Here is a 23,509-nt window from a genome sequence, read left to right as displayed (position 1 = left end):
CAATGAAAATGAATAGAAAAGAAGCGACACAACAGATATTGGACGCTAAATTTGCAAAAGGATTAACTTGGGGCGAAATCGCAAAGGAAAGCGAGCATTCAGAAAGCTGGGTTGTAACTGCACTGTTGGGCCAAGCGACAATGACGCGTAATGAAGCAGATAAAATGGGGAAATTGCTTGAACTCGACGAACAAGTGGTTCAAGCACTCACACAAATCCCACACCGTGGCGATGTCATCGATATGCCGCCTACAGATCCAGGACTGTATCGCCTATACGAAATGCTGCTTGTATACGGTCCAACGATTAGAGAACTTGTTTTGGAGAAGCTTGGCGAAGGTATCATGAGCGCGATCGATTTCCAATTCGACGTACAAAAGCAAGAAGATCCAAACGGTGACCGCATCATTCTGACGATGAACGGAAAGTTTTTGCCATATCGCAAATGGTAATAGATTAAGAAGCGAGCCAGCCACCTTTTAACGATTTCACATCGAAAGGTGGCTTTCATTTTCCTTATAGATTGTATAGTTAACAATAGTAAAGGTGAGTTGATATGGAGAACAAACGTGTTACCGATAGTCTCAGCACTGTACAATGGTTCATTTTTTTGCTAGCCAATGCAGTCGCTCTGCCCATTGTCATTGGAGGTATTTTTCAATTGTCGTTTGAACAAATTTCAACCTTAATGCAGCGGACATTTTTCGTTGTAGGAATCAGTTCATTTATTCAGGGATGGTTAGGACATAAATACCCTATTGCAGATGGTCCTGCGGGATCATGGGTAAGTATCTTTGTCATATTAGGCAACTTAGCCTTAATTCAAGGGCAAGATCAAATGTATGCATTACAAATTCTAGAAGGAGGATTAATCGTAGCCGGGCTTGTTCTCTTCGTATTAGGAACTACAGGGCTAGTTTATAGGCTTCAATTTTTATTTACACCCTTAGTTTCGGGTTCATTTTTATTCATTCTCGCCTTGCAATTAAGCGGTGTATTAGTCAAGGGCATGCTTGGGTTACAGGGAACAAGCGCCGAACCAGATGTTATGGCAGCACTCATATCCTTTTTTATTTTTGGACTTGTTATTTTTCTCTCTATTAAAGGGAGAGGATGGATTAGTAGTTACGCCGTACTGATTGGAATCGGCTTGGGTTCGGCATTATTTGCAGCATTCGGGAAAGTGGGGCCAACATTTACAGATTCAACTTCCGTCTTGAAGTTCCCTCATATTTTTGCTTGGGGAGTACCTCAATTCGATCTAGGGATCGTGATTACCTCACTGTTGTTTACGTTTTTGTTAGTATCCAATACAATTTCTTCTATTTCCGCTGTAAAACAAGTAGTTCCGGTTTTACCGAAAGATGAAAAAACAGCATTAAGTCGAGGGATTTGGACGGGAGGGATCTCTCATATACTAGCCGCCCTATTCTCAACGATAGGAGTTGTTCCATTGCCAGCCTCGGCGGGCTTTATGAAATTAACAGGGCAAAAGCGAATTGGGCCATTTCTTATGGCCTGTATGTTACTAACCGTTATCGCCCTTATGCCATCCGTTGTCAATGTGCTAGCGTTACTTCCAGCTCCTGTAGCCAGTGCAGCACTTCTAGCTACTTTTGTACAAATCGTAGGGATTGCATTCCAATCCTTGCTACAGGAACAGCTTGATCATCGCCGATTAACGATACTAGGAATAACGTTGTTGGTAAGCATTGGACTTATGTTTTTGCCTCCAGCGGTATTTCAGAGTCTTCCTTCCACACTTCGATATATTTGCAGTAATGGTCTGCTTGTCGGCACTATACTGGCCATGCTTTTAGAGCAAATTTGGAAAGCTGAAAAGAAAATAAGCCACTATCAGAAATTATAAAGCTACTCAAAAGTGGTAAAAAACACATCTTGAAGAATGGCCTTAGCTTTCTTAAGATTGCGTGTATCAAGTTGGTTAAGCATGTCTACGATTTGACTCATTTCATCGGTTTCCATTGCCTCATGAGATTCTCCAGCATTTAATCGTTCTTCTTCAGCAACCGATTCCGGATGAACCCATGATGCTTCTAAAGTATCCTCGAACGCTTGGATCAGAAATAACAATTCATCTGTGTCATATCTCTGTAGAAACCGATTTATCCCTTTATTCATCTCTTTATGTAGTGCTTGATGCAAATCGAATATTTCTTTTCCAAGAGGTGTTGTAAGAAACAGCACTTCTTTTTTATTATCGGGGAGAAACTCCGTGCGAATAATTTGCTGCAGAACTAATTTTCTAGTGATTTTGGACACGCTACCTTTCGGAATTCCGAAATGCTTCGAAATGGTAGTGCCATTCACCGGCTCAAGCTGTCCAATTGCATCGATTACATGCAGCATCATGACTGTGGAGTCTTGGAGGAAATCAATGATAAGGGGATTACTACAGTTCTGAATCAGCCACGCCTTCTCTTCATCATCCTCCGATTGAAATCGCTTTTGTAATTGGGGAATCATATCTATCAATTTTTTTATCATAATATCCTTATTAGGTAAGTTCTCGAAAGAATGCGTCACTGTTAAGTCTCCTCGTAAATTCATCTTATGCTCATTTTAACAAGACACAGCTCATAAATAAAGTTTCCTAGAAATAATATTGACAATAAGGAAACTTAAAACGTATTATTGTTTCCATGGTTAATATTTAATTTCTATGAAACAATAAAACGAAGAGAAGGTATTTATATGAATGTCTTAGTTATTTTTGATCATCCCTACGGAGCATCAGCGTCCGGGAATATCCCACATCAGCGAAGCTATTCCGCAGCCTTATTAGCCTCCGTAATGCGAGGTCTTACCACCAAAGGTCATACGATTGATCTTATCGATCTGCATGCCGATGGATTTGATCCAGTCATGTCGCGCGAAGAACTTGCTGTTTGGCGACAAAAGAAAACCACCGACCCCCTAGTCGCCAATTATCAGCAACGGCTTTTGGCAGCAGATCATATCGTCTTCCTATTCCCCATTTGGTGGGAGGCCATGCCCGCTCTCACCAAAGGCTTTCTTGATAAGGTATTCGCAAAAGGTATTGTCTACGAGGAAATTAAACCTGGAAGGCCCTTCAAATGCTTGCTCACGAATCTTAAAGGAGTGTCACTGCTGACCGTAATGAACACGCCCGACTTCTTTTATCGCTGGATTTTTGGCAACCCCATCACCAAAATTCTGTTCAGAGGGACCTTCCGCAAAATGGGAATACGGAAGAACCTCCGTTGGTATAATTATGCCGGGATGTCAGATCGCAGCTTAGAAGAACGGGTGAAGCATCTTAATAAAACAGAACAACGTTTTGCACGACTAGAGTAGATTAGATTACTGAAGCTGGGACTGATTTCGAGAGCTGAACCTCGGGTTTGTTCACCTCCCTGAGCACCAGCAATCCGATGAATAAGGACACAACACCAATAATGATCAGCAGTGCTCCCAGCTCCTGGCTGTAGGCTGTTAACGCCGCATCCCGAAAAGCCATCCCGCGTATAAGGCGATTAAGCCAGTTCATCGGCAATGCCCAAGCGGAAATTTGAAAAAACTCCGGAAACGCTAATGGGCTCAATTGGATTCCAGTGGCAAGAAACGACGGATACAATACGAAATTAGTTCGTAAATTAACTTTGGATACGTCTTTGGCAGTATAACCAATCAACAGGCCCATAAGTGACAGAGCAAAGGCATACACAAACAGCGGAATAATAAAAAGATAAGGTTCTGCTTCAAAGCGCATTCCCCCCACCTGCTTTAACAAGCCATAACACAGGAGCAGCGAGATCGTTGATAAAACAGCGTAAGGTACACTACGAACCCAAATCTGCCAAGGAGACTTCCCGTTTGCAAAAAGTTTCCCCTCCTGCCGTAAGCGAGGGGCAATTGAACCTGCTGCGCTTGTTGTAATCATCAGCATCACAATATTCACAAATCCAATGACCATAAAGCTCACATAACTTGTGGTCGGATTAAACAACATCCGCTGCTGCAGGGACAACGGAGAAGCAAGTCCTTTAGAGGTTTCGGCATCCATCCCCTTTTGGAGGAGACGGGTCATAGAAAGAGTCATATTTTCCGTCTGGATGACTTCCTGAATCGCAGTTCGGATGCCGGTTAGACCTGATGGCATGGTGTTATCCATTAAGATGCCGAGATTCGTTGATATCCCCTGCTGCTGATGCAGCCCTAACGCTTTGGGAAGGGTGATGACCGCGACAGCCTGCTCATTTGCCAATAATGTTTCTGGATCTAAGGGGCTGGCATACACATTAGTTACCTTCATATATGGAGAAGCATTTATTTTAGAGATCAGCTGTCGTGAATACGAGCTGTGATCCTCATCAATGACTACAACATGCGATTCGCTGATTTGATTCTTCGAGAACATCAAGCCAAAAAATATAGCCGCGATAAGCGGACCAATAAAAATCAGGCGTAAATACTTACTGCCCGCCACGTACTTCCACTCGTCAATCAGTGATTTCATCGAGCTTCACCTCCGCTGTCATCCCCGGAAGCAAATCAGCATTCGGATCCATAGCTATACGGACAAGAAACATGCTTAAATCGGCTTGCCCTTTTTCACGTGACATGCGTAAGCTCGCAAATTGAGGGGCGGCTGCGATGGAAGTAACCACACCCGTCACCTCGGCTTTATGGTCCAAATACGGAAAATGAACGTCGATACTTTGATTCACCTTTAGCTTTTGGATTTCGCTCTCCTGTATGTAAAGGTCTGTATAAAAGTTGTTTTTTTGCAAAACCGCCATTGGCATTCCTAGCTGTATTTGATCTCCCGGCTTTACAACAATCCTGTTGACCGATCCGTCCTCCGGCGCGAGTACATCTGTTTCTCCTTCTTCAGCGGATTTAACCTTGAACAATACCTCTCCCTGTTTTATAGAATCACCTACAGCCACACTGACCTCTACAATTGACCCTGGACTGTTCTGATAAAATATAGTCTTTTGCTCTGCATCAAGAATCCCTTGTTTCCTGCTCTCAGCTTGACTGACAGCATCCTTTCCTTTTATAGCAAGTAGCGAACCTCCAACGATTAACGCAATCGCAATTCCAATATATAAACCTGCTTTTATCTTCATTTCCCACTCTCTCCCCTTACCATTTTTTTAGCCGTATTTTCGGCAGCTTCCATAATCACTTCTCCCAATGTGGGATGAGGGTGAATGGTCATCGCCAAATCCTCTACAGTTGCTCCCATCTCAATGGCAAGGGCAAGCTCCGACACCAGTGTAGATGCTTCTACTCCAACAATTTGGGCACCAATAACGATTCCCGAGGTTGGGTCCGCTACAATTTTGACGAACCCTTCCGTTTCCCTCAAGGCCAATGCTCTCCCGTTAATCCCAAAAGAAGATTTGCCAATAACCAGCGGGATGCCTTTTGCCTTTGCTTCTGTTTCACTTAAGCCAACACTGGCCAGCTCTGGATCAGAAAAAACAACAAGCGGAATGGCTCTATAATCAACCTCGGAGGAAAGACCTGCTATGGCTTCTGCCGCAATTTTGGCTTCATAGGACGCCTTGTGAGCAAGGGCAGGACCCGACGTAATATCTCCAATTGCAAAAATATTCGAGATAGCCGTTCTGCACTGTTCATCTGTCTCAAGGAACCCCCTGCTCGTCACTGGCAAACCTATACGGTCCAGCCCTAAATTGCCATCTGTATTTGGTTTTCTGCCGACAGTGACTAACACATATTCCGCTGTCACATGCAGCTGCTCCTGATTTTTCAAATAATGCAGTGTGATGGCGTCTGCACTCTGCACTACGTTCACAGCTGTCGCTCCGGTAATCATCTTAATCCCATCAGCTTTCAACTGCCTTCCAACAGGGCTCACAAGCTCCGCCTCAAATCCAGGCAGCACTTGATCTCCTCCCTCCAGAATCGTTACCGTTGTTCCAAATTTGGCATACATTTGCCCCAGCTCAACGCCTATATATCCACCGCCAATAACTACTAGGCTAGTTGGAACTTCACGGAGCGACAGAGCTTCTGTCGAAGACAAAACACGTCCGCCAACTGGAAAGGCTGGCAGCTCAATCGGACGTGATCCTGTGGCTAAGATGGCATTTTTAAAAGAAATGCTTTGCTCTTGTCCGGACTGACTGATAATAGCGGTATGCTCATCGACCAATCTGGCCTCCCCTTCCAAAATGCTCACACCTGCAGTCTTTAATAAATAGCCAACTCCACCTGCCTGCTTATTCACAATTCCTTGCTTGAAATCCTGAGCATTCTTAAATGACACTGCCGCATCCGCAGAGCTGAACGGTCTAAGCAACTCGTAACGATGGGATTCAGCAATTAATGCTTTGGAGGGAATACACCCAACATTAGTGCAGACCCCACCTAGCTGATTGCGTTCAACAATCGCCGTTCTCATTCCAAGTTGTGAAGATCGCAGCGCCGCCACATACCCACCCGGACCTGATCCAATGACCAACGTTTCTACGAACTCAAGATTCCCCATCTCCTGATACCTCCTGTACCTGCTATTTAAAATATGATGATCGTAATATATTATTACCATCATATTTTAAAATCGTCAACAACCGTGTTTATCCTTTCATAAGCAGACAGTGCTCAGAATCGTTAAATTGACAGGCTTTATTATGATGCATATAATATTTTAAAAGTAGAATTATGAAGCTATGGAGTGATTATGATGCCCTATCCCAAAGGCCATAAAATAAAAGTACGGAATACGATTGTTGAAAGTGCTGCCCAGGCTTTTCGCACCCATGGCATTCATGATGTAAGTGTTCCCTTCATTATGAAGGGAGCCGGATTGACTCACGGCGGGTTTTATTCACATTTCGACAACAAAGAACAACTCGTCGCCGAAGCCTGCCGGTATGCCATCAGCGATACCATCGCACTTTTGCAAAAGGTCGCGGACCAGGAAGAGCAGCACCCCAAAATCAATGCGGTCATTGACTATTATTTAAGTCCGTATCACCGCGACAAAACGGAGATGGGCTGTATTATCCCTGCCCTTTCTGCCGAAATATCTCATTCTTCCGAAGAAGTTCGGCAAGTATTCACCCAGGAACTGGAGCGGATGATTGCTTTTATCTCCGATCTGGCGGGAATTGAGCCCTCCAAAGGTAGCGCACTGTTCAGTACCATGGTTGGCTCTCTAGTTCTTGCAAGGACTGTAAATGACCCTGAACTGAGCGACAGCCTTCTTTCGTCAGGCAAACGGTATGCTAAAGAGCTGGTTACGATCTAAAAACAATAAACACCCCAAACAAATGAATCCAACTCAGAAAATTTTCGTAATATTATGAATTATAGATAACTGAGGGGTGTATCCAATGAACGAGCAGTATGCTGCAAGGGTTGAATTGTTCGCAGAGAACGCGCAGAGGATCAAAAGGGCTTTTCCTTGGCATAATGCAATGGTTAGCCGTTTGGCGGGGTTACTGTACACAGCAGAGAATAAAAGTGCAGATGAGGATGCGATTCGTGCGAGCCACGAGCTTATTAAAGAAAATACCGGAATGTTTTCTTCGTTTAGGGGGAATTCGGCAATCAGTATTGCTACTATGCTCTCTCTTTCTGCTGACAAGGAACAACAGCTTGCTAACACGCTGACCGTGTATGACTTATTAAAGGATGTCAAATTTAGAGCCTCTGATTATCTCGTCGTTGCCGCTTATCAAATCGCCGCTAATACGACAACAGATCAGTATCAGCGTACGGTAGAACGCGCAAAGATGTTTTACGATAGCATGAAAGCGAAGCACCGTTTCCTTACCGGACATGATGATTATATCTTCTCTGCAATGCTCGGCCTTTCCGATATCGACGTGGACAGCGGCATCGACCGGATGGAGCAGCTTTACACTACACTAAAGCCTGAATTTATGTCGGGGAACAGTGTGCAAGCTCTGACACAGGTACTGGTTCTTGGAAAAGAAGCGTCAGAAGCAGCGGATCGTGTACTGGCATTACGAGATGCGTTCCGTGCACATGGCATCCGGTTAGATAAGGAATATACCCTTTCTTCGCTGGGCGTACTAACTTTGCTCTCCTCCAACAATAAGGACATGGTTACGGAAGTCTCAGAGACCTTCGAATTACTGCGTACCAAAAAAGGCTTTGGCAGCTGGTCCATTGTAAAGCAGGAATTGCTACTGCTGTCAGCTGCGCTGGTAGCCTTCAAATATGTAGAGGATGTGCAAAGCGGCATTGTAACCTCGATGCTTTCCACCAGCATCACTAATATTGTGATCGCACAGCAGGCTGCTCTTGCTGGGGCTGCGGCTGCGTCAGCTGCGGCTGCAGCTTCATCTTCTTCAAATTAAGTGGAAATGCGAGGGAAGACATGGACTCGATACAACCAATCACCGCTAGAAATGAAGAATGTTTATACCGTCTACTGAATATTTGGGAATTATCTGTGCGGCATACACATCTATTCCTGTCTGAACAGGACATTGATGCGTTGCGGCCACTGGTTATACAAGGGATGGAGCATATAAGTCATCTGCTTGCTTTTATAGATGACCATGACCAATCGCTTGGATTCATAGGGATTCAGGATAACAAGATTGAAATGCTATTCGTAGAACCTGCTGCAATGGGAAAAGGCATTGGAAAATCACTCGTTGCTTATGCTATACAGACACTGAACGTACGCTACGTTGATGTAAATGAACAAAATCCGCAGGCCTTAGGTTTCTATGAGCATATGGGTTTTCAAGTTTTTGAGCGTTCTGCACTGGATGAACAGGGAAATCCTTTTCCTATCCTTCATATGAAGTTATCGATCGGCTCACGTTAAAAGATTCCATCGCCTCTCAAAGCAAAAGAGACCGCTTCGAGTAGCCATAACAATGGCTGTTCGAAGCGGTCCTTTGTGTTTAAGTAGGATCAACTTTTGTTTTTGGTGTGGAAGCTCCGCTTATTCTACCGACTTCAACGCCTCAATCATATGAATCCGCTTGAGCTTAATATGCATGAAAGCCATGACTATGCCTGAGAATAGCAGTGTTAAGAGTGCGGCATACACATAGCTTGGCCACTTAATAATCGGCGCGAACATCGTCGCATCCAGCTCAGCTGTATTCAAGACGAAGCTGTGCAATATAATGCCAAGACCCGATCCGGCTACAATGCCAAGTAGGCTTAGCAGCATATTCTCACGGTAAATATACAACGTTACTTCCTTATCATAAAATCCCAATACCTTGATGGTTGATAGTTCCCTGATCCGTTCAGAGACATTAATATTGGTCAAATTGTAGAGGACGACAAAAGCCAGAGCAGCAGCCGATACAATGAGTACCAAGGTTACAACATCCATACTCTTCATGGTGTCATCAAAGGCAGTACCTACGTTGCTGGAAAAGCTGACCGCGGCCACTCCCTCATTGTCCGTTAGCTTCTCGCCGAACTTGTCCTCCCATGCTTTATCGTGCGTGGTATACTTCAGCAGCTCTGTGTTGAACACCGGTTCTTGTCCAAATACGGAAGAATAATACGCAGGTGTCATATAAACATAGTGCATTACATAGTTCTCTGTAATCCCTATGACCTTAATCTTGAATGTCTCGTTATCCTTGTCCACCACATTCAACTGGTCGCCGGGCTCAAGCCCGTATAATTTAGCCAGCTTCTCCGAGATTATAGCGCCCTCGTCCGAAAGCGTGCGTTTTTCTCCACTCACTCGATCCCGCAGCTCCACATAATCGGATATCGCATCAACAGATGCAGGGATGAACATATGCACATCCTGATCATTTACACCACTGCTGTGCGCTTTCATCGTTTCCTGTGCCACACTTAGTGATCCAGTTATAGTGGACTCGCCAGTGATCAATTGCTCGTAGGCATCCCGCGCATCAGCAGACGCATCTTCATGCAGCGCTACAAGTGCATCATATTTCATAATCGTGCCGAACTGCTGAGGGGCAATGCTGCCGATCGAGTCTTTAAGACCAAACCCGGTCAGAATCAGCGCCGTACAGCCGGCCACGCCGAACACAGTCATGAACATCCGCTGCTTGTAGCGGAATAAATTCCGTGCGGTAACTTTCTGAACAAAGCTCAGCCGTTTCCATACAAACGTAACTCTCTCCAGTAGAATCCGCTGCCCGCTCTTTGGCGCCTTCGGACGCATTAACACAGAAGCATTGCTACGCAGCTCTACACGTGCGGCAATCCAAGCCGTCAATGTAGTGCAGATAAGCGCCACTATAATGGAAATGATGGAATACGACGGATAGAAGCTTTTGATAAGATCCGGCAGATTATAAAGCGAACTGTACGCATTATAGATAATGGTTGGAAACATGGTAAAACCGAGCGCAAGTCCCGCAACCGAAGCCGTCAAGCTGGCAAGTGTACCATAAACCAAGAATTTGGCCATAATGTCACGGTTGCCATACCCAAGCGCTTTAAGTGTCCCGATCTGCAAACGATGCTCCTCGACCATTCGAGTCATAGTCGTCAAGCTGACCAGCGCAGCAATCAGGAAAAAGAATACCGGGAAAGCACTCGCAATTGCCGATAATCGATCAGCGTTGTCTTTATATTCGGCATATCCCGGATTGGCACTGCGGTCAGTGACATAGACCTTCGGGAGCCCTAGTTCTGCAAGCTTTTGCTCCCCTGCAGCCAGTTCCGCCTTGGCAGAGACCAGCCCATCAGCAATGGCTTTCATGTTTGCAGCTTGTCCCTGCTGCACCACTTCTGGCTGGCGCTTTAAATCGGCGAGCTGCTTCTCGGCGGCGGCCACCTTGCCTCGTCCACTGGACAGCTCTTTCTCGCCTTCCGCGCGCATCTCCGCAAGCCGAGCTTCCGGCACACTGGACATCGCCTGCTCTACTGACTTGGTATGCTGTTCGATCAATCCCTCATACTCTGGTGAATAAGCCTTCACTCCGGTTGTATCCTTGAAGGATAGATAGGCTTCCGTATAGACCGGGAGCTTAAAATCCGACTCTGGGATCGCTGCGAATGCATCCGCCGTCCCTTTACCAATTCCGCTGGTGCCCCGGGTACTCTTCTCAATAAATTGAGGACTTCGCACAAAGCCCACAACAGTATAATTCAATGTCTCAAAGTTGTTTGACAACTCCGCATCTGTTCCAGCTCCGCTGAACGTTATTTTGTCGCCCAGCGCATACTTTCCAGCCAGCTTGTCATCCAATACGATTTCTCCGGAATCCTCTGGAAGACGTCCTTCAATCATACTGTACTGGTTAAGAGGTTTATCTGAATTGTAAGAATGGACTTTGAGTATCAAAGCATTATCGCCGCTAAACACATCTGCGCTGTAACCCGGCTGAACTTCATCGATCCCCGGTACATCGCTCAGCAGTTCGATATTATCTTTGGTCAAACCATAGTTGGTCTGCACCTTCAGATCCATCAGCCTCGTCTCTTTGTAAAAGGTTCCGGCTGTATCCAGCATATCTGGACCGGCTGACTTGATGCCAGAAAAGAAACTAACGCCCAGCATGATAATTGCAAAAATCGAAATAAATCGGGCCTTAGTGTGCCTAATTTCACGAAAAATATCTTTCCATAACGCACGCTTTTTCATAGATGCCTTCTCCTTACCATTCGATATCTTCAACGGATACTGGCGAAGGATTGGTTACCATCTTCCGTACCTTAGCATTATTAATCTCAATAACCCGGTCTGCCATTGGCGCAATCGCCAAATTATGCGTGATTACGATGACCGTAGTGCCTGTGTTACGGCAGGTATCCTGAAGCAGCTTAAGCACTTGCTTACCAGTATTGTAATCTAGCGCACCTGTTGGCTCATCGCAAAGGAGCAGCTTCGGCTGTTTAGCTAGCGCTCTGGCGATAGCGACACGTTGCTGCTCACCACCAGACAGCTGAGCCGGAAAATTATCCAGCCGTGCACCTAATCCCACATCCTCCAACACCTTACGCGCATCTAGTGCACGCGGGGAAATCTGAGAAGCAAGCTCAACATTCTCCAGTGTGGTAAGATTCGGCACTAAGTTATAGAACTGGAACACAAAACCCACGTCATTGCGGCGGTAGCCCGTCAACTCTTTGGCACTGAACTTGGCAATGTCCGTACCGTCCACAATGACCTGGCCTTCGTCAGCAGAATCCATCCCGCCAAGAATATTAAGCACCGTCGATTTGCCCGCACCGCTGGGGCCGACAATCACTGCAAACTCACCTTTATTTATCTCAAAATCAATTCCGTCGTTGGCAACGATCACACTTTCACCCATCTTGTAACGCTTGTACTCATTTTTGACAGCAACAAAGCTCATTCTCCATCCTCCTGTCTCTATCCAAACCAAGCCTAATCACTTTACATTGTTTCAGTTTATCATAATTAGAACGCCCAAGCCCGAATGGCAAACCCTCATTACTCAAGGATAAATTCACATCATTAATAAGTTCATTTTTTTGTAACAATAATGTAACAAGGAAATTTTACCGTAAACGATACTTAGTCAATTGATAATGTTATAATCACTTTGTTTTATTCACTCTTTTCAGGCAAGAGTGAAAGAACAAGAACAATCAGAAACAGGTGATCAGATGTTCGAACTGAAATGGCTATGGCAGAACTTAGAGGGCAACCGGACACGGTACATTCTAGCGCTCTGCCTCTCAGTAGTGGGTTCAAGTCTTACGATTGTAAACCCTTACATCAGTCAGCGCATTGTCGATACGTTTATAGCAGGTGACAATGCGCTGCAGAATCTTACACAAGAACGGCAATTATTGATTATGCTCTGTCTGGGCATGATTGGATTTTCTCTACTGCGCACAGGACTTGCTTATATTACAACCATGCAGTACGAAAGATCCTCGCAAAACATGATGTACAATATCCGTATTTTTTTGTACAACAAGATTCAAGGACAGGACAGAGAATATTACGACCGTAACCGTACCGGTGATCTCATGACCAAGATGACCGGGGATCTGGACATGGTTCGGCACTCGATGGCATGGATTTTCAAAACGATCATTGAATCGCTAACGATCTTCATTGCTGCTGTTATCTATTTTTTCACTATAGATGCTCAGCTAACGCTGTGGATGCTAATCCTGTCACCGCCCATTTTTATCGTGGCTTACATATTCGCTAAACGCGTCCGTCCTATGTATATTGACCTGCGTGAGCGGCTGTCCCAGCTTAACACGACTACTCAGGAGAATATTTCAGGCAACCGTGTGGTTAAGGCTTTTGCCCGCGAAGAGTTCGAAGTTCAAAAATTTACGGAGAAGAATGTCAATTACTCTACAGCGAACAAAAAGGCCGCCCTTGTATGGCTTGATTACTTTCCTTTTCTGGAATCCTTCGCTCAGGGCTTCAACGTCATTCTAATGCTGGCTGGTGGTTTGTTCCTGATGAACGGCCGGATCACCTTCGGTGAATTTACAGCTTTCTCTTCACTGATCTGGGCTATATCCAACCCTATGCGCAACATTGGTATTATTATCAACGACATTCAGCGCTTTTTTGCGAGCTTGTCCAAAATCATTGATATCTATTACGCAAAGCCTAATATCGTAAACGAGCATACGTCTACTGACAAACGCCGTTACGAAGGCCGTATTGAGTTCGATCATGTCCGCTTCAAATATGACAGCGCTATCGTACTTGACGATGTTAGCTTTACCGTAGAACCTGGTGAAACCATAGCAATCATGGGCTCGACCGGATCAGGCAAAACAACAATCATCAACCTGATTCCTCGCTTCTATGACGTAGCCGAAGGACGTGTACTCGTCGACGGCGTTGATGTCCGAAAGCTGGAACTCGATGAGCTGCGCGATAATATCGGCATGGCGACCCAAGATGTGCTCTTGTTCTCTGATACTATCGATGGAAACATCGCCTACGGTGATCCTGATCTTCCGGAAGAAGATGCGATAAGCTTTGCCGAGCTCGCAGCCGCACATGACTTCATTACCAAAATGCCTGAAGGTTATGATACCGTTGTCGGAGAACGAGGAGTCGGCTTATCTGGAGGTCAAAAACAGCGTATCGCTTTAGCACGTGCTTTGGCAGTTCGCCGTCCGATCCTCATTCTGGATGATACGACCTCTGCTGTCGATCTTGAGACGGAGGAGCATATTCAGAAAAGTCTACGCGAGCTGGATTATCCTTGCACGAAGATTATTATCGCGCAGCGTGTATCTACGACCGCGCAGGCTGACCGTATTCTCATTCTGGATAACGGGAAGCTGGTTGAGGAAGGCACCCACGCCGAACTGCTAGCGAAACGAGGCTACTACTACGATGTGTTTAAACTGCAGAACGAGGGTATTGGAAGGCAGGTGACCGCAAGTGGCAAGGAATAAATTCGACGTCGATGAGAATCTGGAATCGCCGTTTAATATAAAACACTTCCGGCGTGCGATGGTATACATCAAACGAAAGAAAACGCCAATGATTGTTGCATTTATCCTCAGTGCACTTTCAGCGGCCATTTCACTATCAGCTCCACTGATCATGCAGCATGTGATCGACGTGACCATTCCGGCAAAAGCGAAGCTTGCGCTACTGGGCTGGGCTGGACTGATGCTTCTGACCATTGTGGTCAGCGTTTATCTGGCTACCATTCGTTCACGTATCATGACGAGTGTTGGGCAGGATATTATTTTTGACATCCGTACAGATTTGTTTAAGCATCTGCAAGAGTTGCCCTTTAAGTATTATGACGACCGTCCGCAAGGCAAGATTCTCATCCGGGTCGTAAACTACGTTAACGCCGTTTCAGATGTGTTATCCAACGGTATTATCAACTTTATTCTAGAAATCGTGAATTTGCTCTTTATCGCAGCCTTCATGTTCGCTGTTGACGTACGTCTATCATTTGTCATCCTTGCAGGGCTGCCAGTATTCTTTGTCATCATGATGCTGATCAAAACTCGGCAACGCCGGGCTTGGCAAGCAGTATCCAATAAAAGCTCCAACCTAAACGCCTATTTGCAAGAAAGTATCAGCGGTATTGGTGTGACGCAAATGTTCTCCCGGGAACAACGCAACGAAGGAATCTTCACACGTCTCGCGGGTAATTTCCGTACAGAATGGATGAAGGCTCAACGTTACAACTTACTTATTCCGTTCTCCGTAGACAACTTGTCTACGATCGTTACATCATTGATTTTCCTTGTAGGCCTACTAACACTGAGTCCACAAGATATGACCCTCGGCGTCATTCTGGCGATGAGCAGCTACGCTGCCCGCTTCTGGCAGCCTATTCTGAATCTTTCGAACCTGTACAATAACTTCATCAACGCCGTTGCCTATCTCGAGCGTATCTTCGAGACGCTGGATGAGCCCGTTACCGTCAGTGATATTCCGGATGCGAAGACACTGCGGCCTGTAGAGGGCCATGTCACTTTCGACGATGTGACCTTTGCCTATGACCCAGGACTCAATATTCTGGAGAATATCTCCTTTAAGATCAAAGCGGGAGAAAGCATCGCTCTAGTGGGACCAACAGGTGCAGGCAAAACTACGGTCGTCAATCTGATCTCGCGCTTCTATAATATTTCAAGCGGTAAGATTCTTATCGACGATCAGGATATCTCGCAGATTACGCTGAAGTCCCTGCGCAGCCAGATGGGGATTATGCTACAGGACAGCTTCATCTTCTCCGGTACGATCTTGGACAATATTCGTTACGGTAAACTCGATGCCACCGAGGAAGAAGTGATTGCTGCGGCGAAAGCCGTGTGCGCCGACGAATTCATCCGTGAATTCGATCAAGGCTACATGACGGAGGTCAACGAGCGTGGCTCCAAGCTGTCTCAGGGACAGCGGCAGCTCATCTCGTTCGCAAGAACGCTTTTGGCTGATCCGAGAATTCTCATATTAGATGAAGCCACTTCATCGATCGATGCGAAGACTGAGCGTTTGCTGCAAAAAGGTCTGAATGAGCTCCTTAAAGGACGTACCTCATTCATTATCGCGCACCGCCTGTCCACCGTAAAAAACTGCGACCGCATTATGTATGTGTCTAACAAAGGTATCGCAGAAAGCGGCTCACATGATGAGCTTATCGCACAAAAGGGGCTTTACCACCGCCTTTATACGGCGCAGAAGATGGAAGCTTAATTGAATAAACACCAAAAAAGCTCAGGCCGAATTGTAGCCTGAGCTTTTTTGGTGTTTATATTTTATTAAAACTATGAAAACTAATCTATCACCGTCCAAATATTTAGCGCAAGTGAGCGAACCGCAATATTCGTGTGATTTCTGTACACCCTCAAACGCTCTGCAGGCTCTGGACTCCAGAGTAGAGCACTTCCGGCAACCTCAAGCAACGAAAGTCCAATATACTGAGATTCGTAACTCCCCTCAGACCCTAGCACATCTACAATTTCCAATAAGGTCTCCGGACTCCAGTAGCCTGTGCTGTCTTTTAAATTATAAGCAACCTGCTTGTAGGCGTCGCTCAACAGCTGCGGCTGATTTGAAATACAGTTAACCATCTGATTCAGATAAGCGGCGGATTCCTGCACATTATTCCAGTCTATTACTGCTATATACAGCTTCATCACAACTTGCTGTAAAGTCTCATCCGATGCTAGACACTCAATCAATCCCGTATACAAAGGTTTAAGGTGCACCCGGGTGATTGTTGGCAAAGCGTTTAGCTGGTTGATAAGTTTCAGGAGACGTTGCCGATGAGGCAAATCTCTACTGGTAGTTGCATTCCATTCATCCCTTATCGCCGCACTAGCTAATTTCTGACAAACGCCGATTACAACCTCATTGATCTTACCATCGCGGCAGGTTTGTATTAGCGTGTTCATGGCAAATTCCCATCTGTTGCTGTCTTCCAAATCCATAATAGCCTGAGCGGTGGCAGCTGCAACAATGCCTTCATTTCCATTGGTCCACCACATCATAGAACTGAAAGCATACTTGCCGACAAACCCATCCGGATGATTTCCGATTTCAATGATTAATTTTAAATAGCGAAGTCTATAGTCTAGCGGAAGATCATTAGGCTGTTGGGATAACAAGCTTCTTGCGATATCACTTTCTGATGAAGCAGCCATTGCACTTAAAATCTCCCAAGCGCGTTCATCATCTAAAAGCTGTTTTGCAGCATGCCCTATGGCAATGATTACATCCTTGTGTGCATTTGGTTTCTCGAACTCGTTCATCAATAGCGGAATGCTGTCATCGCTTCTATAAGCACCCAGTAAGCGGATGGCCTCTTTTCTGACAGTGATCTTCAGCTTATCCCGATTCAGAAGCTCTTTCAGCATGGTAACCAGTAACACCGGATTCACCCTGCGGATGCATCTGGGTATCGAGTACATGGCTACACGTGCCCGGTCCCCATCCAGATTCTCCAGCAGAATGGGAAGTGCCTTCTCCGGTTCTTCCATAAGTGAAAAGGCATGAAGTGCAGCTTCTACTACAGTTACTTCCTTATCCTGCATAAGCCCAAGTAACCTATCCGAACCGAGATCAGGCATGCTTGCCATGATCTTAATAACTCTTGCACGCTCCCAAAGATTACGTTTGGCATCGTATGCAATTTTTTCTAATAAGGCACTTAAAGCTTGTTGCTGACGTGGCAGCCATCTGTGGAATCCATCCGCGGCCGGCACAAGATAGATAGTTTTGCCTGATAGGAACTTGCCCTTAATGACAGCCCCTGAAATAAAAGGATCGAGCCATTCTTGACGCTTCAGATGCAGATGCTGGAATACTTCATGGATCGTAATATACGATTTATCTAAAGCTAATAATTCCTTAACTCTGGCATCACGTGTTGTACGAGGCGCAAGCCAGTATCTGGCCGCTTGTATAGCTGTAGAATCTGCCTTTGCCCTCGTTGCTTCCTTTAACAGATTCTGAAGTTTTATGATGCCGTAACCTCTTTTACCAAATGAGCTAGCCAGGCTAAGCACCAGATTGTAGTCTTCTCTTTTGTTGCCCTGTACAGCTAATGTATAGATTTCATCAAAGATGACCTCTTCTACTCCCTGTGGTAAATTCTTCTCCAACGATGGAAGTGAAAGCTGTCCGTTCTGCTGGGCCAGTTTCCGGATCGTATTTAAAGAGAACTTGAACAACTCACTGTGAGGATTTAATGCGTTATGCCGGAGAATAGCAAATGCCAGTTGTTGAACGGAAAACTTCGTACCATATGAAGTATCTCTGGCATCTATAACACTATCAACAAGCATAGTAAGTTCTTGTACATGGGCATCGGTGAACACAGATGCAGGACTTTCTGAAAGCTCCTTAAACACAAAACCTCGAACAGGATCTTGCTCATTTCTAATCCGGCCCAAAAATACCAAAGTCTCATGCATACCCTGTCTCGACAGAACCGTACTTCTGATCAGTTGCATAAGCGCCGTGGAACGTTCTTCTGAACTGGATACCTTTGTTGCTTGTTCAAGCCCCGCTCTTGAATGAAGAATAGAACGGCAAGCGGTGAGTCTGATTGTTCTCTCCCGGTCATCATTGATTTCACGAAGGCCAAGCATCCGGGTGGCTTCCTTGTCACGCAAGGCATGCGGTAATACATAAAGTAATCTTTCCGGAAAAACACGGTCTTGGCGTTTATCTTCTTCATACACGGCATCAAAAATCACTTGGCGGTTGGAAGGTGCAATATTATGCAGCAACTTCGCTAAATGCGTCGGGTGATCTGCGAGTAATTTCGCTATCTCAATCCATTGCTCCATGGATAAATATTTTTTTCTTTTTAGAACCCCTTCAGGCACACCATAAGAAATCAGATCGCTCCGCGACTCCGTTCGAGTCAGCAGCTGATACACCTTATTCGGATTTTGGCGTACAAGTGTACCAAGTTGTTCCTTTAACGCAGGATGTATGACACCCTCGGGTCCATGATTCATCGCACACGCAAGTACCAGATCCGCCTTCAGATTGCATAGGATCTCCATAGCTGATGAGAACCTCCACCAGACATATCCTTTTTCCCTGGGTGGTGTGCTTCCCAGCGTTGTTTCAAAGTATTCCGCTACTACGTCAAGATGCCTGCTGGCTAGTTTCTTCCAGTCTTTTATGGCATATCCTATATCAGTAAGCCACTTACTAACTGTTTCCGAGTAACAGGCCTGCAGTATAATCGCTGCCTCCTCCGCTCCCCACCGGTCGTACACCACAGGCAATAAACGTTCCGCCAATTCCTGACGGTTAATCTGTGAAATACTGTGCAGCAGCTTACGGCGGCAATCATATGATAAATGGGGGAGCTCACGTTCAATATCAGCATCTGAAGCCACCTTTGCCAAAAGACCCGCAGCCGTATTTCTGATACTTGCCATGGGATGCCGCAGGGCTGACAGAATAATAGGGGCATCATGTGTTGCAATGGCACCGATTAAGGCAAGACGTGCTTCATAAACACCATCCTCCAGCAAGGAAGCTAGTAATTGGGAGTACTGGACAGATCCAAGATGATCACGGCCTAATATTGCTACTTTTTTGACTCTGTCTGAATAGCCTAGTGAATCCAATTCTTTAAGTAAGCTCTGTTTGTCCAATGGATCTCTTTTAAAAATCATAAGCCCTCCTCTTTCACCTGTTCTTATTCCATCCGAACTTTATTCTCTATACTGCAATCTATCCCCTTTAAAAAACTAGAATTTCCCATCTGGTTTCGTTGACCAAAAATAAAGGTAACCCTGAAGCTGGTTGTTCAACCGCCTCCAAGATTACCCGTAGTACTACTAACTCTATTCATTCTTTTTTTGTATAAACACATACGTACTCTCATCCGACAGCTCATCAGCAAAGCTGAAATCAAACCCGTCGAAGCCTTTGATATCCTCCACACAGGTGATTTGCCGCTCAGCCATGAAGCGTACCATTTCACCTCTGGCCATCTTGACCAGGGTCGCTCTCTCAACGATCTTACCGCCGATTTCTTGCCCGAATACACAGCTAATCATTCGAACGTTTCCGCCAACATACGGGGAGATGCACTTGCTATATTCCTTAGAGGCCAGATTCAGAATGATATCAGTCTCCGAAAATAGCTGATCTGCCAGCTTCCTGTTCCAGAACTCATAGATAGACTTGAAACTTGGTCCGCTTAGCTTAGCCTGCATCTCCAGCCTGTACGGAACAACGCCGTCAAATGGCCGGACGATTCCATAGAATCCGGACAATATCCGTAAATGCTGCTGAAGATATTCCAGCTCCTCCATTTGAAGTACCCCTGGTGCCATGTACTGGTACTGGATACCCTCATAGGAAAAGATAGCCGGTGTAAGATTCCGTGTTACATCCATATCCCGAATTCGCTCCACATTCAGCGTGGCGATGGCATCATTGCATTTCCATAGCGATTTGGCTTCTTCATAATCCAACTTTTGTAATAAGGCCAGAAGAGTCTGAGATTCACTTATAAATTGCGGCATCTGGCGGCAATCCATAAAATCTGTATCCATCTTCATCTTCTTGGCAGGCGATATAATGATTCTCATGTTGCTCCCTTTTCTCTTTTCTTACCCCCGCGGGGAATTTAAATGTAATCTTATCCTATCACACTTAATCTTCGTAGGCTTGGGGCAAGTTCATGAAATTTGTTCACTGTCGCCCACTTTGCCCGCTAACTCCTCCATCTGTACCTTGGTTGCCGTTTCTTCTTGTCCCACCATTCATGCCGGGAGAGCTCCCTCCATCTTTACCCCGGCCACCGTTAAAGCCCTGTCCCCCGTTCACCCTTGAACCAGAATCTGTACTTGATATCTTCTGAGCGGTGATGGCGTCACAGGAGACGAGCACCATGGAACAACTAAGCACTACTATGAGCAAAGCGAGATATCGCTTGATCCGCATCTTTGAACCCCCTCTTTCCGAGCAAAAATGGTCAACGTGGAAAATATCTTTTTAACATATACTCATATATATCTTTAAAACCCATGTAGGATAACACGATCAGCAGCGGATATACCGGATAAATATACCGGGACTTAATCTCCCATAGTAGATAGAAACCGATAAAGCCCAGCACCACAAGAATCACAGAGGTTTCCTCATACCTTTTGGCTCTTATTCCACCGATTAAGCGAACGAGTATAAAAACATACATCAAAAAATTCAGGACATACAGCAACCACAGTAGCCCGCTTCGGTAGCTCGAATCCCCCTTAAATAGATCCGTAGCAGCATTAGTGTAGCTATAACGGTCCATGACAAAGCCCATTCTTCCACCGTTACTGGATGATCCATCATTCCCAAGTCCATATCGTTCCATCTGGTATGTTCCTTCTGTCCAGGTCCAAACGATTTTTTTATAATACATTTTCACTACGTCGCTTAGGCTCGCCTCGGAGAGTTTATGGCTGATTTCCTCTTTAAATAGCTGCGTACTTTCTTCCTTATTATAATTGGCATCCTGCTGGTAGATCGTATAGCTCTGCCAGTTATCCCAGAATCCAAACGTCTCCAGATTGATCCCCATATTCAGCCACATATAGACCGGTGCGGAATTTTCGTTAATTGGTTCATCTACGACATTCGTCGCCTGCAGCACAGCATTTTGCGTCCAGCCTGGAACATTAAACATTAAAGCCGTAATAAACAACGCGCTCAGAGCTTTTTTTACCCCGATCGCACGCAAGTTGAACAAAAGACTGACTACCACAGCAATCAGAAAAATAACACCGATACTTCGGAAATAGTTCCCGACTGCCAGGAAGATGGCTGCGAAGACAATATCCTTTAAGGACTTTCTTTTGATAAATTTCACAGCAAAATATAAAGCACTTGTCAAAAAGGCAGTCGCGATCACATCGTTATAAATTAAATTACTCATAAACAAAGAAGGGATATAGGTAGCGGCAAACACGAGAATGCCATAATCATGATCCTCAGACTTACCCTTGAGCTCTTTATACAGCAGGTAAATCATTAACGAGGTTAAGAGTGTAAATAGAATATTGAATATTTTGATTACCAGATAATTATCCGGAAATAACTGTAGCAACGTCTTTAAGTACACAACAATCGAGAAATTAAACGGGAACATATGCAGATAACCCGTCGTGTCAAAAGATGAATAATCATTCCTGTACATCATATCGAGTGCCAGTGAAAGCACCGTCTGCGAATCATCCGTCGGCAAGCGAGGAAATAGAAAAATGATCACGAGCTGAATGGCAAAAGAACATAGCAATGTGGCTGGAATGACGATTTTCCAACTGCACTGATTAAGCTTCAGGCATATTTTATACAAAATAACGCTTAACGCCAGCACCACCACAATCCCTAGAATAAAAAGGCTGAGCTGTTGCTTCTCCAAAACTGGCGTGTCCCCATATACGAAATAATTATATTTCGCTCGGATAAAAAAGGAGGAAGCGATAAACAGTCCTATGAAGCATGCCAGTATGAGATACAATGTTTTTTGAATTGCCCTTACCATGGAAAACCTCCTTTTCACAGTAGAAGTCTATACAAGCACATCCCCCGATTCATAAAAAGCATTATAAACACCCAAACTGAATATTGAATGAAAGCAGCGAACAAACGTAAATAGACCGCCTCCCTCGCAAAGGGTTGCGGTCTGTATTGTAATTTTTTTAAGATGAAGTTCATTTAAACCCTTGGAAATCCAAATCTTTCAGGAAGCGATTACTTCCCAGTATGCTCTTTACCCTCTTCGTTACATTAGGTCCTTTAGGTGTACTGCCTCGTCTATTCAGTAAGATCCATCTTAGACAAGCCCATGCTTCGAACACCTCAAGCTCTTCCTGTTCCATAAAATTCTCCAATAGATAAGCAGAACGGAACATATCAGCGTAACGCTCGGAGATGTGGACTTTCAGCAGAATAAGTGACCATGCAAAATCATATCTAGGGTCTCCCAACTGGCCGTTCGTCCAATCGATGACGGTAAATCGCTGTTGTTCCTCTACTATATTTCCTAAATGAAAATCTCCATGAATGATACGATCTTGTCTCATAGGAGTTTGCTCCACTAGAGAAATCACAGCTTGATTAAGGTCTGTATGCTCTCTCACTTCAGGAAAAAAGTAGTCGATGAAATCGTACTTAGGTAGTTGTATATGTTCCAGATCAGCGATATCTATTTGATGAATTCTGGCTAAAATGCTCGCGAGCTCCTTCATTGTCTTATTATTCACTTTATGAATTGGCGTTCCGTCAAAGCTTGTTAACAACACCTTATTTCCGTCCGGATTGATTCCCCAACCCACTGGTTTAGAGACGGCTACCCCTCGTTCGGACAGGACATCCAATAAACGGTATTGAAACTGAACATCTGGTTTGGAGCTCTTACTCCATGTTTTCAAGACATAGCTTTCCTGATCTAGATTGATCTTTAGAACCTCAGCTTCAAAGCCATCATCCATCGGATGCGTGGTTAAGCTGGCTTCATGATAGAGTAGCTCATCCATGATTTCATGGTGTTCAAGCCAGTTTACATTAGTTATAGGGGTTCTCAAGAGCAATTCTTCCTTTCGGGTGATTGTATATATC

Annotated in this window: 19 protein-coding genes; 8 read left to right on the top strand and 11 right to left on the bottom strand. The window is 45.0% G+C overall.

Translation table 11 applies throughout. The features are described 5' to 3' along the window. The first annotated feature begins 8 nt into the window (after positions 1 to 8). On the top strand, positions 9 to 452 hold the full coding sequence (gene cynS, locus NST34_RS03795) for a cyanase (RefSeq protein ID WP_283910234.1): 444 nt from the start codon (positions 9 to 11) through the stop codon (positions 450 to 452). A 104-nt stretch (positions 453 to 556) separates the two neighbouring features. Further along, the gene (locus tag NST34_RS03790) at positions 557 to 1,870 is read left to right on the top strand and encodes a purine/pyrimidine permease (RefSeq protein ID WP_341127186.1); all 1,314 of its coding nucleotides are present in this window, start codon (positions 557 to 559) and stop codon (positions 1,868 to 1,870) included. A 2-nt stretch (positions 1,871 to 1,872) separates the two neighbouring features. On the opposite strand, the gene NST34_RS03785 is transcribed toward NST34_RS03790, so the two are convergent. Beyond that, positions 1,873 to 2,547 carry a MarR family transcriptional regulator gene (locus tag NST34_RS03785; RefSeq protein ID WP_341127185.1) on the bottom strand — a complete coding sequence of 225 codons (675 nt, stop codon included), beginning with the start codon at positions 2,545 to 2,547 and terminating at the stop codon, positions 1,873 to 1,875. 168 nt (positions 2,548 to 2,715) lie between these two features. Between NST34_RS03785 and NST34_RS03780 the strand changes: the two genes are divergently transcribed. Further along, entirely contained in the window at positions 2,716 to 3,339 is a 624-nt protein-coding gene (locus NST34_RS03780; protein WP_341127184.1) for an NAD(P)H-dependent oxidoreductase, read from the top strand. A gap of 1 nt (position 3,340) precedes the next feature. On the opposite strand, the gene NST34_RS03775 is transcribed toward NST34_RS03780, so the two are convergent. From NST34_RS03775 to lpdA, 3 genes are read right to left on the bottom strand one after another with little or no spacing between them, the layout of a single operon-like run. Then, positions 3,341 to 4,501, bottom strand: a complete 1,161-nt coding sequence (locus tag NST34_RS03775) for an ABC transporter permease (protein WP_341127183.1) — start codon at positions 4,499 to 4,501, stop codon at positions 3,341 to 3,343. Further along, positions 4,485 to 5,117, bottom strand: coding sequence for an HlyD family efflux transporter periplasmic adaptor subunit (locus tag NST34_RS03770; protein WP_341127182.1), 633 nt, complete (start codon positions 5,115 to 5,117; stop codon positions 4,485 to 4,487). The genes NST34_RS03775 and NST34_RS03770 overlap by 17 nt, the downstream gene beginning before the upstream one ends. Beyond that, positions 5,114 to 6,508 (bottom strand): dihydrolipoyl dehydrogenase, encoded by a 1,395-nt coding sequence (lpdA, locus tag NST34_RS03765; protein WP_341127181.1) that lies wholly within the window; start codon positions 6,506 to 6,508, stop codon positions 5,114 to 5,116. The genes NST34_RS03770 and lpdA overlap by 4 nt, the downstream gene beginning before the upstream one ends. 195 nt (positions 6,509 to 6,703) lie before the next feature. Here lpdA and NST34_RS03760 point away from each other — a divergent pair, with 195 nt between their 5' ends. The 3 genes from NST34_RS03760 (at position 6,704) to NST34_RS03750 (ending at position 8,827) form a co-directional block, all read left to right on the top strand. Beyond that, on the top strand, positions 6,704 to 7,270 hold the full coding sequence (locus tag NST34_RS03760) for a TetR/AcrR family transcriptional regulator (RefSeq protein ID WP_341129502.1): 567 nt from the start codon (positions 6,704 to 6,706) through the stop codon (positions 7,268 to 7,270). Between the two features lie 85 nt (positions 7,271 to 7,355). Further along, entirely contained in the window at positions 7,356 to 8,348 is a 993-nt protein-coding gene (locus NST34_RS03755) for a DUF4003 family protein (RefSeq protein WP_341127180.1), read from the top strand. 20 nt (positions 8,349 to 8,368) lie between these two features. Beyond that, the gene (locus tag NST34_RS03750; protein ID WP_341127179.1) at positions 8,369 to 8,827 is read left to right on the top strand and encodes a GNAT family N-acetyltransferase; all 459 of its coding nucleotides are present in this window, start codon (positions 8,369 to 8,371) and stop codon (positions 8,825 to 8,827) included. A 120-nt stretch (positions 8,828 to 8,947) separates the two neighbouring features. On the opposite strand, the gene NST34_RS03745 is transcribed toward NST34_RS03750, so the two are convergent. After that, on the bottom strand, positions 8,948 to 11,593 hold the full coding sequence (locus tag NST34_RS03745) for an FtsX-like permease family protein (RefSeq protein WP_341127178.1): 2,646 nt from the start codon (positions 11,591 to 11,593) through the stop codon (positions 8,948 to 8,950). 13 nt (positions 11,594 to 11,606) lie between these two features. After that, positions 11,607 to 12,308 carry an ABC transporter ATP-binding protein gene (locus tag NST34_RS03740; protein ID WP_042184895.1) on the bottom strand — a complete coding sequence of 234 codons (702 nt, stop codon included), beginning with the start codon at positions 12,306 to 12,308 and terminating at the stop codon, positions 11,607 to 11,609. Positions 12,309 to 12,582: 274 nt separating this feature from the next. On the opposite strand from NST34_RS03740, the gene NST34_RS03735 reads away from it, so the two are divergent. Then, positions 12,583 to 14,358, top strand: a complete 1,776-nt coding sequence (locus NST34_RS03735) for an ABC transporter ATP-binding protein (RefSeq protein ID WP_341050305.1) — start codon at positions 12,583 to 12,585, stop codon at positions 14,356 to 14,358. Continuing rightward, positions 14,345 to 16,120: an ABC transporter ATP-binding protein gene (locus NST34_RS03730; RefSeq protein WP_341127177.1), complete on the top strand. Its 1,776-nt coding sequence runs from the start codon at positions 14,345 to 14,347 to the stop codon at positions 16,118 to 16,120. Before NST34_RS03735 ends, NST34_RS03730 begins: the two co-directional genes overlap by 14 nt. An 80-nt stretch (positions 16,121 to 16,200) precedes the next feature. Here the strand turns inward: NST34_RS03730 and NST34_RS03725 are convergent, their stop codons facing one another. The 5 genes from NST34_RS03725 to NST34_RS03705 form a co-directional block, all read right to left on the bottom strand. Then, positions 16,201 to 19,566, bottom strand: a complete 3,366-nt coding sequence (locus NST34_RS03725; RefSeq protein ID WP_341127176.1) for a HEAT repeat domain-containing protein — start codon at positions 19,564 to 19,566, stop codon at positions 16,201 to 16,203. Between the two features lie 171 nt (positions 19,567 to 19,737). Beyond that, positions 19,738 to 20,490, bottom strand: coding sequence for a peroxide stress protein YaaA (yaaA, locus tag NST34_RS03720; protein ID WP_076286119.1), 753 nt, complete (start codon positions 20,488 to 20,490; stop codon positions 19,738 to 19,740). A 103-nt stretch (positions 20,491 to 20,593) separates the two neighbouring features. Continuing rightward, on the bottom strand, positions 20,594 to 20,845 hold the full coding sequence (locus NST34_RS03715; RefSeq protein ID WP_341127175.1) for a hypothetical protein: 252 nt from the start codon (positions 20,843 to 20,845) through the stop codon (positions 20,594 to 20,596). Positions 20,846 to 20,876: 31 nt separating this feature from the next. Beyond that, positions 20,877 to 22,433 (bottom strand): glycosyltransferase family 39 protein, encoded by a 1,557-nt coding sequence (locus NST34_RS03710; RefSeq protein WP_341127174.1) that lies wholly within the window; start codon positions 22,431 to 22,433, stop codon positions 20,877 to 20,879. Between the two features lie 169 nt (positions 22,434 to 22,602). Next, complete coding sequence (locus NST34_RS03705) at positions 22,603 to 23,475, bottom strand: aminoglycoside phosphotransferase family protein (RefSeq protein ID WP_341127173.1); 873 nt, start codon at positions 23,473 to 23,475, stop codon at positions 22,603 to 22,605. Between the last annotated feature and the right edge of the window lie 34 nt (positions 23,476 to 23,509).

The organism is Paenibacillus sp. FSL H7-0714, assembly GCF_038003765.1.
In the GTDB taxonomy this organism is placed as follows: Bacteria; Bacillota; Bacilli; order Paenibacillales; family Paenibacillaceae; genus Paenibacillus_AQ.
The sequence above is the reverse complement of the archived record's forward strand: the minus strand, read 5'-3'. Positions and strand labels throughout refer to the sequence as shown.